Origin of the sequence: Rhodococcus sp. IEGM 1370, assembly GCF_033142325.1 — a bacterium.
Classification (GTDB): Bacteria; Actinomycetota; Actinomycetes; order Mycobacteriales; family Mycobacteriaceae; genus Rhodococcoides.
The window spans coordinates 93853-110572 of record NZ_JAWLRY010000012.1 but is presented as its reverse complement, the minus strand read 5'-3'; the positions used below and the strand labels follow the sequence as shown (position 1 = coordinate 110572).

17 protein-coding genes are annotated in these 16720 nt (G+C 64.2%); 8 read left to right on the top strand and 9 right to left on the bottom strand.

The genetic code is table 11. The annotated features are described in order from the left end of the window. Positions 1-10 precede the first annotated feature (10 nt). Together R4P47_RS16100 and R4P47_RS16095 are read right to left on the bottom strand one after the other, a co-directional pair. Complete coding sequence (locus R4P47_RS16100) at positions 11-274, bottom strand: hypothetical protein (protein ID WP_032375704.1); 264 nt, start codon at positions 272-274, stop codon at positions 11-13. Between the two features lie 32 nt (positions 275-306). Continuing rightward, a complete protein-coding gene (locus tag R4P47_RS16095) occupies positions 307-510 on the bottom strand; it encodes a heavy-metal-associated domain-containing protein (protein ID WP_032375705.1) in 204 nt (67 codons plus the stop codon). A gap of 327 nt (positions 511-837) precedes the next feature. Here R4P47_RS16095 and R4P47_RS16090 point away from each other — a divergent pair, with 327 nt between their 5' ends. Further along, positions 838-1152: a DUF4396 domain-containing protein gene (locus R4P47_RS16090; RefSeq protein ID WP_094686192.1), complete on the top strand. Its 315-nt coding sequence runs from the start codon at positions 838-840 to the stop codon at positions 1150-1152. Positions 1153-1316: 164 nt separating this feature from the next. Here R4P47_RS16090 and R4P47_RS16085 read toward each other — a convergent pair whose 3' ends face one another. The 4 genes from R4P47_RS16085 to R4P47_RS16070 all read right to left on the bottom strand — a co-directional run bounded on the left by R4P47_RS16085 (position 1317) and on the right by R4P47_RS16070 (position 4519). Further along, positions 1317-2606 carry an MFS transporter gene (locus tag R4P47_RS16085; protein ID WP_317785188.1) on the bottom strand — a complete coding sequence of 430 codons (1290 nt, stop codon included), beginning with the start codon at positions 2604-2606 and terminating at the stop codon, positions 1317-1319. Continuing rightward, entirely contained in the window at positions 2603-3748 is a 1146-nt protein-coding gene (locus R4P47_RS16080) for a PLP-dependent cysteine synthase family protein (RefSeq protein ID WP_411567342.1), read from the bottom strand. The genes R4P47_RS16085 and R4P47_RS16080 overlap by 4 nt, the downstream gene beginning before the upstream one ends. 104 nt (positions 3749-3852) lie before the next feature. Further along, positions 3853-4272, bottom strand: a complete 420-nt coding sequence (locus R4P47_RS16075; protein ID WP_255032414.1) for a hypothetical protein — start codon at positions 4270-4272, stop codon at positions 3853-3855. A 46-nt stretch (positions 4273-4318) separates the two neighbouring features. Beyond that, positions 4319-4519 (bottom strand): hypothetical protein, encoded by a 201-nt coding sequence (locus R4P47_RS16070; RefSeq protein WP_141215005.1) that lies wholly within the window; start codon positions 4517-4519, stop codon positions 4319-4321. Between the two features lie 272 nt (positions 4520-4791). Between R4P47_RS16070 and lnt the strand changes: the two genes are divergently transcribed. Then, positions 4792-6357, top strand: coding sequence for an apolipoprotein N-acyltransferase (gene lnt, locus R4P47_RS16065; RefSeq protein ID WP_094642697.1), 1566 nt, complete (start codon positions 4792-4794; stop codon positions 6355-6357). A 163-nt stretch (positions 6358-6520) separates the two neighbouring features. Continuing rightward, positions 6521-7306: a M23 family metallopeptidase gene (locus R4P47_RS16060; RefSeq protein ID WP_243597146.1), complete on the top strand. Its 786-nt coding sequence runs from the start codon at positions 6521-6523 to the stop codon at positions 7304-7306. A gap of 201 nt (positions 7307-7507) precedes the next feature. On the opposite strand, the gene R4P47_RS16055 is transcribed toward R4P47_RS16060, so the two are convergent. Next, a complete protein-coding gene (locus tag R4P47_RS16055; RefSeq protein WP_255032415.1) occupies positions 7508-8695 on the bottom strand; it encodes a peptidoglycan DD-metalloendopeptidase family protein in 1188 nt (395 codons plus the stop codon). 458 nt (positions 8696-9153) lie between these two features. Between R4P47_RS16055 and R4P47_RS16050 the strand changes: the two genes are divergently transcribed. From R4P47_RS16050 to R4P47_RS16035, 4 genes are all read left to right on the top strand, one after another. Then, entirely contained in the window at positions 9154-9780 is a 627-nt protein-coding gene (locus tag R4P47_RS16050) for a TlpA disulfide reductase family protein (protein WP_317785187.1), read from the top strand. An 85-nt stretch (positions 9781-9865) separates the two neighbouring features. Continuing rightward, a complete protein-coding gene (locus tag R4P47_RS16045; RefSeq protein WP_094642695.1) occupies positions 9866-11365 on the top strand; it encodes a multicopper oxidase family protein in 1500 nt (499 codons plus the stop codon). A 121-nt stretch (positions 11366-11486) separates the two neighbouring features. Beyond that, positions 11487-11843: a BlaI/MecI/CopY family transcriptional regulator gene (locus R4P47_RS16040; RefSeq protein WP_094610783.1), complete on the top strand. Its 357-nt coding sequence runs from the start codon at positions 11487-11489 to the stop codon at positions 11841-11843. Continuing rightward, entirely contained in the window at positions 11840-12802 is a 963-nt protein-coding gene (locus R4P47_RS16035) for a M56 family metallopeptidase (protein ID WP_094610784.1), read from the top strand. Before R4P47_RS16040 ends, R4P47_RS16035 begins: the two co-directional genes overlap by 4 nt. A 668-nt stretch (positions 12803-13470) precedes the next feature. Here R4P47_RS16035 and R4P47_RS16030 read toward each other — a convergent pair. Then, complete coding sequence (locus R4P47_RS16030) at positions 13471-13797, bottom strand: rhodanese-like domain-containing protein (protein ID WP_243597149.1); 327 nt, start codon at positions 13795-13797, stop codon at positions 13471-13473. A gap of 167 nt (positions 13798-13964) precedes the next feature. Beyond that, positions 13965-15260 carry a prolipoprotein diacylglyceryl transferase family protein gene (locus R4P47_RS16025; protein ID WP_243597150.1) on the bottom strand — a complete coding sequence of 432 codons (1296 nt, stop codon included), beginning with the start codon at positions 15258-15260 and terminating at the stop codon, positions 13965-13967. Positions 15261-15556: 296 nt separating this feature from the next. Here R4P47_RS16025 and R4P47_RS16020 point away from each other — a divergent pair, with 296 nt between their 5' ends. After that, on the top strand, positions 15557-15808 hold the full coding sequence (locus tag R4P47_RS16020) for a hypothetical protein (RefSeq protein ID WP_032401334.1): 252 nt from the start codon (positions 15557-15559) through the stop codon (positions 15806-15808). Positions 15809-16720 lie beyond the last annotated feature (912 nt).

The window sequence follows — 16720 nt, the reverse complement described above, 5'->3', positions numbered from 1 at the left end:
TGGTGGTGTGTCAGTGTCCGTGCCCGGCGGGCATCGGCTCCGAGGCGGCGGGCACCGCGGCGTATCTGCTGTCGGTGACCATCAATCCTCCAGGTCTCTGATTGGCGACGGGCCCGCCCGCAGTGGACACCGCGGCGGCGTCGTGAGTCGAGGTGTCGTGTGTGTCGGGTGGTGCGGCACCTTCGGGGCCGAAGGCGTCCCCGGCTCCGAAGGCGAGCCCGAAGACCGCGGCTAGGGCGATGGTGAATCCGACGAACTTCGATGATGCGTTCATCGTGCGAATCTCCTGTCCGGGTCTGGTGTCGATCAGGAGGCGAGCTGGTAGCCGGCCTCGTCGACTGCGTGGGCGATGGCCGTCTGCTCGATCGGGGTGTCCGAGTCGATATCGACTCGGCCGCTCGCGAGGTCGACATTCACGGCGGTCACACCGGGGATGCCGCTGATCTCCTCTCGGACCGAGGAGACGCAGTGCCCGCAGGTCATTCCGGTGACGGTGACGGTGGTGTTCATCGATGCCCTTCTTTCTTCGATTCGGAATGTGATCGAGGTCGTCGCGACCCACTTACAGATTTACCATACCCCCCTACGGTATGCAACGAGATGTGCCGCACCGGTGCTACGGCATGACCCTGGGCACTGACCGGAACACCGCCCTCGGATGCGGGAGCGGCACCCAGAATCGAACGTCGCACCAGAGCCTGCATCGGCGGGCGTCCTCGACTCCGGCTACTACGAACGCGGATTACGCGCGCGCAGAGATGCCCACAATCTTCTCGATGATGTCGCTTCCGTCCTTGCCGACGTCGAATCTCGTGCGGACAGAGTGTTCTTTGGGTGATGATCATCGTCATCGCCATACTGGCCACGATCATGCTCTTCGCATACGAGCGTTCGGCCATCACACCGGTAGTCGGTGCGCAGGCAATCCATCGGCGTTCTGTCCTGGCTGCGGTCGGCGTCGCCGCGTTGACCGTACTGGCTTTCGACCTCGGGATGGGTGGTTGGATGCTGCTGCTGCACTACACCGAGACCATGCCACCGGCCACCGATGCTGCGTTCTGGATGCTCATGCAAATCGGTATCGTCCTCGGGGTGGTCACGGGTTACCCCGTCGTCCGTCGCCTCCAACGTCACCGCAGTACCCCCGCCTGAGGTGTGGGTGGCCCGCATTCGCGTGAATGCGGGCCACCGGTCGGTGGATAGACGTGAACGGTGCCGCGTCGATACCCTCGTGTTCGGCAATCATCGTCGAGGTCTTGGGTGTGGGCAGTGCATGGGTGTGGGCAGTGCAGGCCATTTCCCGGCGTGCACTGCCGCTAGCCGGTGGCCGGTACCTCGCCGCTTTCGGTCACCGTGGTCTCGGTGGGGGGTGGGGTGAGCCGGTCGGATCGATCGAGCGCATAGAGAGCGGCCACAGATGCCGCCCCGACCAGGGTCAGTATCGCCCAGATCAGTGCACCCAGATGCGCGTCGCTGAGAAGCCCGAAGACGGCACCTGTACCCAGATTACCGAGCAGGATGCCGACCCCGACGATGGTGTTGTAGAACCCGTAATGGGTGGCCACCAGCTTCCCGCCCGACAGGGTCACCACCGTGTCCATCTCGAACGGAAACACCGCGGCGGTGCCGACCGCCAACAGTGCAGCGGTGAACACCAGGGCGCCGGCGGCGGCCCACCCGCCCAGCGCGGCCGGGCTCGGCAGCACGATCAGCGGGAGGAACGCCAGCGCCATGATTGCCATACCGACCACCACGCTTCGCCCCGAACCCCACCTGCGGGACAACCAGGACGTGATCCGGAACTGCCCGGCGATCGCGACCACGCCGGAGACCACGAACAACGAGGTCACCAGAGCGGTGTCGGACCTGCCGTCACCGACTACTACCGCCGCCTGCAGCGGCAGCGCAAGATAGATCTGGAACGAAAGCACGTAGGATCCGATCATCGCCAGCGCGAACAGCACGAAGGGTCGGTTGGACATCACCACCCGCCAGTCCTCGAGTACCGATGTCGTGGCCCCGGCAGTTTCGGCCCGGTGCGCGGGGAGCGTCCAGATCTGCACGATCGTCAGCACAGCAAAAATCGCGGCCGCGGCCAGTGAGGTGACTCGGAAGTCGAGGGTGGTCAGCGCGAGACCGATCAACGGGCCCAGCAGAATCCCGGCCTGATAGAACACGTTGAACACCGCGAACGCCTCGACCCGCCGTGGACCGGCGTCGGCGGCCAGATACGCCCGCACGGCCGGGTTGAACAGCGCACCGGCGAACCCGGTTGCGGCCGAGGCGAGCAGGATCGCCGGCAGCGATTCCGCGGCCGCGAGCAGTACGAAACCGGCGACCCGCAGCAGGCAGCCGGCGACGATCAAGGGTTTGTATCCGAGGCGGTCGGCGAGGGTGCCGCCGAGCAGGAACATCCCTTGCTGGGAGAAGTTGCGCATCCCCAGCACCAGCCCGACCGCCCACGCCGCCAGGCCCAGGGGACCGGCCAGATACCCGGCCAGGTACGGCATCAGCATGTAGAAACCGACGTTGATGGAGAACTGGTTGACCATCAACACCTGGCTGGGCCGGTCGAAGCTACGGAACTTGGTCAGAAAAGTTTTCATCGAACGCTTTCGGTGGGATCGACGACGGTGGGATCGACGACGGTGGGATCGACGACGGTGGCGCACCGCGTCCACGACGTCACAGTCTCATCGGTGGGGTGGGCGATGGTCGTCGGCTCGGTCGGCGGGTCAACGTCGAGCAGGCCATGCTCGGTGCAGTAGTCGTCGTTGTAGATGGTGTCGAAGTAGCGCTGCGGTCCGTCGGGGAAGACCGCCGCGACCCGGGTCTCCGGCGGGCTGGTGCGAGCGATCCAGCCGGCCGCGAGGGCCACGGCCCCGACGCTCCAGCCGCCGCTGGCGTGGTGCGTCGCCGCCAGGGTGCGGCACGACCACACCGCTTCGTGCGGGGCCACCCAGTGCACCTCGTCGAAGGCGGGATAGTCGATATTGTCGGGATAGATGCTCGAACCCAACCCGCGCATGAGCCGAGCGCTGGCGGGTTGCCCGAAGATCGTCGATCCGATGGTGTCGACACCGACCAGTTTCAGGTCGGGGCAGAACTGCCGGAGCACCCGGGCCACCCCGGCGGAGTGCCCTCCGGTACCCACCGAGCAAACCAAGGTGTCGACGCGGCCGAGCTGGGCGATGAGTTCGTGAGCGAGCGACTCGTACGCCTCGACATTGTCCGGGTTGGTGTACTGATCCGGGCACCACGACCCTGGATGTGTATCGAGGAGCTCACGGACCTTCTCACGCCGGGCCTGCTGCCAGCCGCCGTCGGGGTGCGGTGTGGTGACCAGTTCGACGCGGGCACCGTACGCGGCGAGCATCCGGTGCACGATCGGTTCCAGTCCCGGGTCGGTGACGAGGGTGACGGGGTGGTGATGGGTGATCCCGGCCAGGGCCAAACCCAGGCCGAGGGTGCCGCTGGTGGATTCGATGATCATCGAACCGGGAGCGAGGTCGCCGCGGGCCTTTGCTTTCTCGACCATGTGCAGCGCGGGGCGGTCTTTCATCCCGCCGGGATTGCTGCCTTCGAGTTTCGCCCAGAAACCGCGGCCGGAGTCCGCGAACGGTTCACCGATCCACAGAACAGGAGTGTTGCCGACCATCGTGCTCGGTTCCGGGCAGTTCTTGGCGGTCGCCAACATGTGGCCGGCGGAGGACGGTGGCACGAGTGTGGAGCGAACAGCACTGTTCATGAGTAATCCCTGTATGTGACCTGCGAGGGCGCAGTAAGTGAGTGATGGGCAGCACGAACTGGGCCATGAGAAGAGGAGTCCTCGGATGGCCCGCGGGCTGCTGATCAGCACCTGTTGATACAGAGTTCGTTCAAGACGGTTCGGCCGTGCCGGATCGGAATGGGTAGATCCGGTGGGGCTCGCGGGTTGCGCGGGGCAGACATCGCCACCAACACCACATCGAAGGCCATCGCGGCGACCGCGGCGATGGTCGATGGGCGGGGCGGGTTGTCGGATCGGGGCATTGCGATGACGGTGTTCGTATCGTGCGCCATGTGGGGCGATCCGACGTCGATGTGCGCGTGGTTCGGGGAGAGTTCCGCGGCGGCCTGAGACGAGGACGAAACGATGTGTACGCCGTCGCTGTGATGGTCCTGTTCCCAGGCGATGCCGCATTGAGCGATGGTGTGAGCCAACAAATACAGGACAGCGGCGACTGCGATAACCGTCCGCAGGCGCGGCGGGCCCAGCGCAGAGATTCTCACAACGCCTCGACGGTAGCAGCCGGAAACTGGGTTGGCCCAAACCCATTCAGGGTGCCCCTGATGTGCCGCCGCCGAATCGGGCGGTCACACCGCCCGCCCGCAGGCACCACATGTTTCTGGTCACGTCGAACACGGCCAGGACGATCGGGGCGGTGATCATGATGGCCGCCAGAGCAGATGCACCCGCATATGTCGGCGTGCTGCGGCGCGGTAGAAGCCAGTCTCCATCCCGGGGTCCAGCACGCATCTTGTGCGAGCCGAGGGTGGTCCGTGCACCGGTCGATGCCCGGCCACGAAGGGCACCGCGAAGGACAAAGGGCACAGCGAAGGTGCGCGGTCGATATCCCGGGGTATGCATCGACGTCGCAGAGGCGCGGTGTCGGCGGGGGAGCCGGTCCGGGCTCACCGCTGTTACTACTATCGTGCATAGTAGCAACCGAGGGTGGTCAGGTGGCGCTATGCCGTACATGAGAAAAGAGCCATGCAGGCATGCTCGATATCGAGTCCAGCGCAACAACAATGAACCGTCACCGACGAACCCGACGTCGTGCGTTCACCGCGATAGCAGGCAGGTCATCGTCCGCGGTATCTGCTGGTGTGCTGTTGTACGCGGGCTTTCCACCTCGGTCGCTGTGGTTCCTCGCGCCGCTGGGTATCGGGGTTCTTGTTCTCGTCATCCGCGGCCGTTCCATCCGGGCGGCATTCTTCTACGGGTATCTGTCGGGGCTTGCGTTCTTTCTGCCCCTTCTGCCCTGGGTGGGCGTCTACGTCGGCGCCCCGCCGTGGCTGGCGCTCGCGGCGATCCAAGCGATAGCAGTGGCACTGTTCTGCGCTGCAGCGGCCGCAGTGTCCGGGTTGCGCTTCGAAGCGCTGTGGATCGCCGCGATCTGGACCGCCACCGAAGGTCTGCGCGCACGGATTCCGTTCGGGGGATTTCCGTGGGGGAGATTAGCTTTCGCCCAAGCAGACGGCCCTCTGCTCTCGCTTGCCGCGTTCGCCGGTGCGCCCGGTGTATCTTTCGCAGTCGCAGTGATCGGCGCGGCACTGGCAAGTGTGGTCCGCCAGGTACGCTCGCCGACGTCGCGATTCGCAGTCGGATCGGTGGCCACTGTAGTGATCGTGCCAGCTCTGGCTTTCGCGCTCACTCCCGCTGGCGACGCAGGCGCAGCGCGTGCGACGGTCGCCGTTGTGCAAGGCAACGTTCCGCGGTTGGGTCTGGACTTCAACTCGCAACGTCGAGCAGTTCTCGACAATCACATCGAGCGAACAAGGCAACTCGGGGACGACATCACCGTCGGCAGTGTGCCCGCTCCCGACCTGGTGATCTGGCCGGAGAATGCATCCGATATCGATCCGCTGCGCAATGCCGACGCCACTGCCGGGATCGACGCTGCAGCGCGGTCGGTCGGGGTGCCGATTCTGGTCGGTGCGGTCCTTGGCAACGACGACGGCACCTCGACGAATACCTCGATCGTGTGGGATCCGGTACTCGGACCGGGGGAGCGACACGACAAACGCAAACTTGTTCCTTTCGGAGAGTATCTCCCGATGCGATCTGTGATGACGGCGTTGTCCTCGTACGCCTCGCAGGCCGGTAACTTCGTTCCCGGGTCGGGCGACGGTGTCGTCGATATCGCCGGAATTCCGACGGCCGTCGCCACGTGTTACGAGGTCGCGTTCGATGACCTGGTCACCGAGTCCGTGCGTGCGGGGGCGCAGCTGATCACGGTCCCCACCAACAATGCGACGTTCGGGCGCACCGACATGACCTACCAGCAGTTGGCGATGTCGCGGCTGCGGGCGGTCGAGCACAACAGGACTGTTCTCGTTGCGGCGACCAGTGGGGTCAGTGCCGTCATCGACCCACAGGGGAAGGTCGCAGATCGTTCGGGCTTGTTCACTGCGCAGACGTTGGTCGCTGATGTTGCCCTGGAAACGAGATCGACGTGGGCGACAAAGCTGGGACCGCTTCCGGAGTACGCCGCGGTCGTTCTTGCTGTCGTGGGGTGTGCTCTCGCATGGAGAAGGCAGCGTTCGCCGGCCGATGGTCTCCGACCGTCGACGTCCGGTGCTACCGCGCTGTGAGGCACGAAACCACTGCGGGGGACATCGAACTACTAACCATGATAGTAATTACCCCACTCGTCGTGTATCTTTTCGTTATCGCGTCGTGATCCGTTCGATACATCAGTGAGGTGCGCACGTCGATGATTACGCCTCGCTCCATTCGATTACCGAGGACTCTGCTGTGGCACAACACCGTATGACCCGCATGACCGACCGACGTCGACAGTTGATGGACTGTGACGTGCAGGGAGTGGCGGTGACGCCGAGAGGGCGGCATCGCGCTCGGGCGCGCGCCACCGAGCGCCGCGGCAGTGTCGCTGTCGGTATTGCGGTGGCAGCGGGCGCTCTGGTCACGGCGGGTGCCCAATATGCGAGTCCCGCACAGGCGCAGGCAGTCCCCGTGCACGAAGCGACACCGATGCAGGACCCGGTGGCCGAATACTTGCCTCAGATCCTCGCCATACCGGAGATCTCCAATATCAACGATGCGATCGAGCAGTTGGCGAAGGGGCAACGAAGGGCAGAGGAGAGCGCTGCGCGTGATGCAGCGGCGCTGCGACCACTCGTCGTTCGTCCGGTCGCCGGGACCCTGACCTCGGATTTCGGTCCACGATGGGGGACTACGCACACCGGGCTCGACATCGCCAACGCTATCGGAACTCCCGTCTACGCGGCAGCCGACGCTACCGTGCTCGACTCCGGTCCTGCAGACGGATTCGGCCTCTGGGTACGTCTTCAACATGACGATGGAACGACAACGGTCTACGGGCACATCGATCAAACCTTGGTGACAGTGGGGCAACGAGTACAAGCCGGTGAGCAGATCGCCACCGTCGGCAATCGTGGCCAATCGACCGGGCCTCACCTGCATTTCGAGGTCGTCGACGCGGCGGGGAGCAAGGTCGATCCTCAGGAGTGGCTCGCCTCTCGGGGTGTCGCGCTGTCCGACGCGGCTGTTCGGTCGTAGGCCCCCGTTTCACCTCTCGGGCTCGCAGTAGGTACGGCGAACTTACCGGAATGCGGGCGATCGTACTGCGCTCCCGCCGAACATGTCGAGGCACCGAGGGTTCAGGTCCGATGGTGAAAACGAGACCGCAGAGACGCATCCGAAGTCAGTGCAACAGTGCGGAATTCGTTCCCATCGGCGGGCCGTGCGGTCGAGGCTCGGCTACGAGTCACGATCCGAACCGGTGATGGTGGCTCCGCGTTCCGCGAGCCAGGGTCTGGGGTCGACCTTGTTGCCGGCGGGTGTGTCGACCTCGAAGTGCAGATGTGGACCGGTGGAGATACCCCGGTTTCCTACCGTCGCAATTTCTTCACCAGCAGTGACGCGTTGACCTACGGTCACGAGGTTGTCGTTGTTGTGCCCGTAGGTCGTTACGGTGCCGTCATCGTGGCGTATACGCACCCAGAGTCCGAAGCCCTGGGCCGGTCCCGCGCTGATCACCTCGCCGTCCGCAACGGCGACGATCGGTGTACCGGTGGAGTTGGCGATGTCGATTCCTTGATGGGCGCGACCGTCGCCGAAGGTCGAGGTCAACGTTCCTGTTGTCGGCGCACGATACTTTCCGTTGCTCGACCCTGTTGTGCCGGTAGGGGATTGCGGGGCGGCCGACGGATGATCGCCCGCCTCGGGTGTCGTGGTTTCGGGTGTCGTTGTTTCAGATGACGTGCCGGGTGCCGACGTTTCAGGCACAGTGGCGTCGGGTTCGAGCGCGGGCAGTTCGGGCGTCGACGGGTCGGCGGCCGACTCGGGGTCCTGAGTGTCCTGAGTGTCCTGAGTGTCCTGGGTGCCTTGGGCGGTCGGTTGTTCGGTCGAGGGCTCGGCGTTCGACCTGCCGGGTGGGACCGCCGCATGTCCGCGCGACGAGGTGTGCGGGGTGGCCGGATCGTGGGGAGTCTCGGCGGCCGCGAGTGTGGATGCAAGTGTGGCGACGTCCATCGACGACACCAGTCGGGGGAGAACTGTGGGGTCGATGTCGTCGATCGGCGCGAGACAGGGGATCAGTCGCGAAAGGGCTCCCGTTGGTCCGTCAGCTGTATCGGTGGCTCCGATCGTGCCCACGAGGCAGGAGACGATGCGGCTCTGTGGGCCGGCCAGGTCGTCGAGAGCGCCGTTGGCGCGAATCTCGCGTAGTGCGCCGACGACGAGATCGAGGACCTCCTGTTGGACGTGCGGGTCCGATTGGGCCTGCGCGGGGAAGGCAGGCGGCGGCGCAGCCGGATCGGCGTCCGGGGCTGCAGACGCCGTGGGTGCCAGCGCGAGGATGCCTCCCACGAACGCGGTACCGACGAGGATGCGAGTACCCCACCGAGTTCGGTGCGCCATGTACGAGGACGAGGGCAGAGGTCTCATGTCGGTGGTCCTCCTGGACGGCAACTGCATACCTGGCAGTAATTCAGGTCGCCTTCGAGTCAAGGCGACACGCCGCATCACTATTACACTCTTTCCGCACAAGCACCATCAGTCACAGTGAATTACATCGGTAACATTCGCACCCTGCGACCCATTTCGATCGTCGGGTTGTTTCTCGGGAGCCGGGGTTCATGTACGTAATATCTTCTGCGCCAGAAGGACTCGGCGTCGATGGACGGCCTTCATCGTGCGCCTCGATGGGGACGGTCGTCTTCGGCGAACGGCCGGAGAGCTGTGTGCTGGCACTGTGAGGCCCGAGGGTGAAGGGGACCGCGAAAGCGTTGACGGCGTGCAGGATCCACGTTGCTACTATCGAAGATAGTAGATCGTGTAGTATGACGCTGACAGACCGGAAGGCATCGTCGAGGTGAACGAGACAGAGGTGCAGGGTGCAGCGGGTGACGACACGCTGGTCCCTACTTGCGATCATCGTCATCGTGACAGTTGTTGTAGCGCTGGCATTGTGGTCTCGAGATCCCTCGACCCAGTCGGTGGGGCCCGCAGGATCGGCACCTCACGTCGAGGACGAGGATCTCCCGTCGGCAGTGATCGCTACCCGTGCTGCCCTCGAGCCGTGCCCGACCTCGTCGCCGGTTCCGTCCCCCGTAACTGGCGAGCTCGTCGGTACGTCCGCACGATGCTTGGGAACGTCGGACTTATCCGATCTGGGGACCTCCCTGGCTGGGCAACCCACATTGCTCAATGTCTGGGCGTCGTGGTGCGGTCCGTGTAGACAGGAGATTCCGGTTCTGGCCCAGTACGCCGCAGAACCGGATGCGGTTCGGGTCGTCGGTCTCAACGTCCAAGACGATGCCGATGCGGCATTGAGCCTGCTCACCGAGCTGGGAGTGCACTATCCCTCGTTCGATCAGGCCGACGCGGCGTTGCAGACACTTGACGCGCCCCCTGTCCTGCCCCTGAGTTTCTTGGTCCAGAGCGATGGAACGATCGAGCGCATCACCTCGACGCCGGTGTTCTACAACCCGAGTCAGGTGCGGGAGGCGGTAACAGCGCTTGTGCGCTGATCTCAGCACGAGCACCAGCACCAGCAACGCGGCGAGGATCGAACGCCCGCCGGCGGACGGACTTCTACAGAATTGGGAGATGTGTATGACCGGGCAGCGGGCAGGTGCGTTCTCGCTCACGCGCCGCAACTTTCTCGCGCTGAGCGCGGCCGGAACGAGTGCCGTCGTGTTGGGGGCATGCGGCAATGGCTCGTCCGCAACAGCAGTCGTCGGACCGGACTCCGATGTGGTGGGACAGGCCGAGAACGCGCGCCGCTCGGCTACCGGCAGACAAGTCGATATTTCCTTGAGTGCTCAGCCCAGCACGATCGACCTCGGCGGAGTGCAGGTACAGACCTGGACTTTCGGCGACAGACTCCCCGGTGCCGAGATTCGCCTGAGCCGAGGTGATGTGTTGCGCGCACAGCTCGACAACCGCCTCGAGCAGGAGACGACGATCCATTGGCACGGAATCGCCTTGCGCAACGACATGGACGGAGTGCCGGGCCTGACTCAGCCGGCTGTGGCTTCCGGTGACTCGTTCGGCTACGACTTCACCGTGCCCGACGCGGGCACGTACTTCTTTCACCCTCACGTCGGTACCCAACTCGACAGAGGACTGTATGCACCGCTGATCGTCGAGGACCCCGCCGACGGCTCGGACTACGACCTCGAAGCCGTCCTGGTCCTCGACGACTGGCTCGACGGGGTAGCCGGCGACCCCGATCGAGAACTCGAACGGCTGCGCAGCGAGGGCATGTCGATGGGCGGCATGTCGATGAGCGCGCCCACCGCCCAGTCGCCTCTCGGTGGCGACACCGGCGACGTGAGCTACCCGTACTACCTGATCAACGGCAAGATCGGGGCCGATCCCATCGTGCTCGGCGGACGGCCGGGCCAGCGGCTGCGCCTGCGCATCATCAACGCAGCTGCCGACACGGCCTTCCGTTTCGCAGTGGGGGGTCATCCTCTCACTGTTACTCACAGCGACGGATTTCCGGTTCAGCCCGAGCAGGCGCAATGCTTGTTGATAGGGATGGGAGAGCGTTACGACGCAATCATCACCTTGCAGGACGGGGCGTTTCCGATTGTCGCCGCCGCGGAAGGTAAGGACGGGAGCGGGTTCGCTGTGTTGCGTACCGGGCCAGGCGCCGCGCCGCAGTCCTCAGTCCGGCCTGCCGAACTCTCTGCAGCCCCGGTGATGGCTGATCGACTGAGGTCGCTCGATACGGTCCGCTTGTCCGCACGCGAGCCGGATCGCACGTACGACATCGCTCTCGGGATGGAGATGGGCGGGTACACCTGGACGCTCAACGGTGAGACGTACGAGCAGCACACCCCCCTCGACGTTCGCGAAGGCGAAAGAGTACGACTTCGCTTCGTCAACGCCACCACGATGTTTCATCCCATGCATCTGCACGGACACACCTTCGAGGTTGTCAACGGTGCCGGATCAGGCCCCCGGAAGGACACCTCGCTGGTCTTGCCGAACCAAACTGTCGAAGTCGACTTCGACACCGACAATCCCGGCCAGTGGCTTCTGCACTGCCACAACCTCTATCACGGGGAAGCGGGAATGATGACATCGGTGTCCTACCTGGCGTGAGCCTACGGCCGCATTCGTGTTCGAGGCATGCAACGCTCTCGGACCAGGGTGCTCGCTACCGAAGGATCACGTAGCTGGCTCGTTCGACGGGATAGAGTGAACACGCGCCTAGGAGGCACTCATGCAGGGTTTGGGAGAGCTCGAAGCTCTGGTGATGGACGTGGTGTGGAATACCAGCGCCGCAGTCCGGGTTCGTGATGTCATCGATCAACTCGAGGACGGTCGAGAACCGGCGTACACCACGATTCAGACGGTGCTCGACAATTTGCACCGTAAAGGCTGGGTACACCGACAACGCAACGGACGGGCATATTGGTACGAAGCCACCCGAAGCAGGGAAGAAGCAGCCTCCGACGCCTTGCGAATACTTCTCGAATCGACCGGCGACCCGACGAGCGTGCTGCTGCACTTCGCCCGCGGCGCTTCCGATGACGAATCGAAGGTGCTCACCCGCGGTCTGAAAGAGCGTAAGAGGTGACTGCCGTACTCCTGTGGGCCCTCGGTGGGCTGTTGGTTGCGGCTGCCGCGCCATTGCTGATGAGGTCGATGATCGACAGAGGTATCGATGCGCACGTCACGCTCCTGACGTGGTCGGCGCTCGTTGTGGGCACCTTGGTCAGCATTGCGGTACCGGTCGTGCTCAGCGCGATCCCCAGCCACGGGGGCGTGACGACCCTGGTCGACATCGCACACCAATGCTGGCTCGCCCTTCAGGGCGACATACCTGCCCGCGTCGAGGCCATCGTCGGGGTTGTCGGGATTGCGATGTTGGGCTGCGGCGCAGTCCGCTGGATCATTCACCTGAGGCGCGCAGTGTGTGAGCGACGGCGAGTGTACGAGCGGCACATCGATCTGCTGCGCATCATCGCTGGAGGCGTCGGGTTTTCCGGTTCGAATCAACCCGCGTCGACCTTGTGGCTTCCGTTGGACAGTCCTCTCGCGTACAGCGTCGCGGGACGACCGGCGATGGTCGTGGCCAGCGAGGGGCTACGTACGCAGTTGACGCCTGCTGAAGTCGAGGCGGTCCTCGCACACGAACGTGCACACATCGATGGCCGGCATCATCTGCTCGTAGGCATTGCCGAGTCGGTGGCCTATGCGTTTCCGTGGCTACCGATCATGCGAGCGTCACCTTCGCTCGTGCGCGCTCTGGTCGAACTCGACGCGGACGCCCGCGCAGCCCGCTCGCACGGACGAGACCCCGTGCGGCGCGCTCTGACTTCGCTGCGCCCGCACCCTGTTCCTCTGCCCGCCCTCGGTATGGTTTCCGATGCCACCGTTGTGCGGCTCGATCGTCTCGCCGTGGACCGAGTGATCCCGCATGCTCCCCTCCGGTGGGCGCGGGCGTTCGTCGCGTGCACCGCCGTTGCCCTGCCTGCGTTACCAGTAGTGGCCCTGCTGGGGGCCATGACGTTGGCATCCTGCGCGGTGGGATGAAATGCCCCGCGCGGCACTACAGATCACGGGAGCGAGTCCGCAATACTCGCCCCTCGGCTTTCGGGTGCGGGAAGCGATCATCATGAGACCGACGAGCGCGAGGACCATCGCCATCGGATAGCCGACCGCGAGATCCTGCCATCCGGCGCTCGGAAGTGACCCGAAGCTGCCCGAGATGAATTACGACGTGGGTCGCACCGATCACGACACCCGCCATCAGGACCACCCAACCCCGACCTTGACGGCGGCGCTCACGCTTGTACTCCTCGGTGTAGAGCGCCCGCGTCCTCCGGCGGCCGCCGTCTCGTTTTTGGCCTGTCATCGCGCGCCTGCACGTCCACACGCTATTGCTCGTGAGCGAGTTGGCCGACGGAGCCGAAGCACCGCCGAGAAGGCATTCCGCAAGCGGCGGCATCCCTGCGCTGGTAGCGCTGAGCGGGACAGCATGCGCGAGAGGTTCTGATTCGGCGGTACGGGGAGGGGGCCCGTTCGACTCCGTTGCGCCCGGTGGCAAACCGATATCGACTACTTCCCGGCAGTAGCGGGACCATCGGCGAATTGTCCGGTCCCGACCTGGTAAACCCTGACCAAGACGATCTCGGCATTCGATTTCATCGGACACGTTCTGGTGATCAACCTCCGGGGTCGGCACTGCGGAAGGTGATTGATCATTCTTCGATGGTTCGTCCGGTGTGTCGCCACGCGAGCATGCCGCCTTGTAGTTCGACGACATCGGTGTAGCCGAGAGCGGCCAGGTCTTTCGCCGCGGTGGCGCTCATTGTCCCGGTACGGCAGTAGATCGCCAGCGGTGTGGTCCGGTCGGGCGGCAACGTCGCGGCCTGTTGTCGGATCTGGTCGAAGGGAAGGCTCGAGTCGGTTCCAGGGAGCTGGCCCTCGTTGGGGGTATGGACGTTGATCGTGACTCGGCCGGGATCGGCGATTGCGGCGGCGAAGTCAGCGGGATCGAGCAGTTCTGCCCGTGTAGCAACGGGCATTGACGCGGTGGGCTCAGTGGCCTCGCCGCCGGTACATCCAGCGAGTGCAAGGACGAGGACAGTCAGTATCGATGCCGGACTACGGAGCGTCGATCGGGACACCGAATGCGGTGCCATCGCATCGAGGTGATCACCGAAAGGCACACGCATAAAAATACGTTCGGTGATCACGAGAGCACCTGCGACGCTGCGAGGACGCCGATGAGGACCGCGCAGCAGATGAGCGAGACAGTGAGTCGGCCTCGACGAGTGTGCGCGTCCACTCGAAACAGAAACAGGCCTTGCCGGACCAATGTGTATGCGGCAATACTCCCCAGGAAGACCAGCCCTCCGACGGGAAGGTCGACCTGAAGTACCGCGGCGAGCGCAACTCCCGCGATCAACAGGGCTGCAGCGGCCTCGTAGAGCTGAACCGGAATCCTCCTCGTCGCCAGGGTGCGATCGGACGAAAACAGGCCCCACCGAGATCGAGTCGGACGCCCCGAACAGCAGCCCGCCAAGAAGCATCCCGGACGACCGATCGCCATGCCGAGAAACAATCCCGGGGTGGTTGCATCCAGGACTGCGCCGACGTCCATACCCCCGAGTGCTCCGCCGATGACCAAGGTGCCGAGCGAAACGAGGAGGAAGCCTTGTATGCACGCTCCTGCGCGGATGAAAGTAGATATCGGTCGACGGTGCAAGATCAAGTACCAAACCTTGGCACCGATATATCCCAAAACGCAACTCAGAGCTGAAATTGCAACAGCAGCAGCAACATTGGCATCCATGCGTGAGAGCAGGAATCCCTGAACAATCAATGCAACCACCGCTCCCGCGGCTACCAACGCCGGCCAACTCCACACCCGCACAGCGGGACCGTATGTCAGTAGCGCAGTGCGCGCGGTGAGCACAGAGTTCTGCTGCCGTTCGCTACTGTCTGCGCCCCCGTCGATGCGTCGCGCACTCACCTCCCACTCCCCGCTGGCAATGCCCTGAATACGGGTGGTCGCGGCGAACCGGCCTCCAGCGGCAGGACGTGATTTCACGACCAGAGTCCGATCGAAACCGACCTTCTCGGTCGATGCATGGCCCTCGACTTCCACCCGCGATCCAGTGAAGCGAATCGCCACGTCGTGGCTGGGCTCGGCATCGGCCCCGCCGACACCCCAGTACGTCACCGCAAGCCCCAGCGGCTCGACCTGGGAAATCTCATCGGTACAACTGGTGGCTGGTGAGCGCTTGGGTGCGTAACTCTGCGGTGCGGGCGCAACAGCTTCAGGCGTGCGGGCACGTGGGCGCTCCGGCGGCGCTGCAGTATCGATCGTCGGTTCTGCGGCCTGGGCCGACGCTCGCGGTGGGGTAGTGGAGGCCGGCGCGAAAGCCCGGGCGACAGTGGGATGGAGTGCACCGCTGCCGGGCGAGTGGCCCCTGCTTCGAAGATAATCGGCGGCGGCGACGCTGACCGCAGAATGTGGGGCCACCGCTGAGAGGGGATGCCTTGGCTGGGGCTCAGTACGTATGGCACCGGGGTGGGGAGCCGGTGGGCCGCCCCCGGATCGTGTCGCCGTGGTTCGTCGTTTGTGCGCTTTCGATCGCGACTTGCTGGATTTCTTTCCCACAGGTTGCCTCCATCATCGCCTGTCCGGGCGACGGCGTCTCGACAGCAGTCAACTACTATGCTCGATAGTAGCTGAACTACTAAGCGTTATAGTAGGAGCTGCGGGATGACCACACTCCGCAGGTCAGCAGGTGGCTGGTGCGAGAGTGAGGAGCAGCAATGATGAATATGGGCACCATGAGTGGCGGATGGACGATGATGGCAGGAATGGCCGCGTTCTGGCTGGTCGTGATCGCTCTGTTGATCTGGGGTGCGGTTCGGCTGATGTCCGCTCGCCCGCAATCGGGGGAGGACGCGCAGGAAATCCTCGATCGTAGATTCGCGGCCGGGGAGATAGATCGAGATTTCTATCGCGCAGCGGTCGCAGAATTGGCGACCGCTGCGCTGCGCAAGCGTGCCGACACTCGGTAAAGAGCAACTGCGGTGTGACGGGCAGGCATTTTCACCGCATGTGACCGAGTTTGCGGACTGGATATGTCGGTGCGCACCGGCTGGCCGGTAGGGCAGGGCTCGCCCGGGGCCGGTGAGCGGCAACTGTCGGCGCGTTCGAAGGCGCACCGAAACGATCAGATCGAAAGTGGAACCGAACGTGAGTGATACACCCATCTACGACTTACTCAACGCTACATCGGCGTCGCCGCAGCCCCATGGTGAACGAGACAGTATCGCTCCACCGTCCGATCTGCGGCGTCAGCGATCGACCGAACGAGCAGTTCCGCGATCTTCGAGAGTCGACACGCGGGCTCGCCATGCGCGCCGTGACATGGCGTAATTCGCCCTGCCCTGCCTCCAGTCGGTGAGAAGACTCGTAACGGAAATCGCAGCGAACGCCGATGATCCACGCGCGTGTGCAGGTACGCCCGTCGCTGTAAGGCTCAGCTGTGCCGCGGATGCATGCGCCCCTTGACCGAATCGGTATCGACATCCATGCCCGTCCGTGAGCATGACAGCGACCGCGGGTGCACCTGGTGGCCAGCCGACTGGCGCTCACGCGTTGACAACACCCTGACGGTTCTTCCCAATGAGATCAGGAAGGGGTATGGTTCGACTTGATCGACATATACCCCTATGGGGTATATGTTGTCCGAGATGTCGAAAGCTACGCATGATCATCACGCACTGTCAGTTACGCCGGTATCGATGTACGGCCACTGTGAGTCGTCGGTCCGCAACGACGTCAACGCCGTGATCGGAATGGACACTGTCGCGTTATCGGCGGCGGCAGGGACATTCACGGTCACCAGTGCAGCCGCGCTCGTCCAGGCGCAGATCATTGTCGCCCTCGACGCCGAATACACAGCCGAACCAGAACCCACGAGTTCA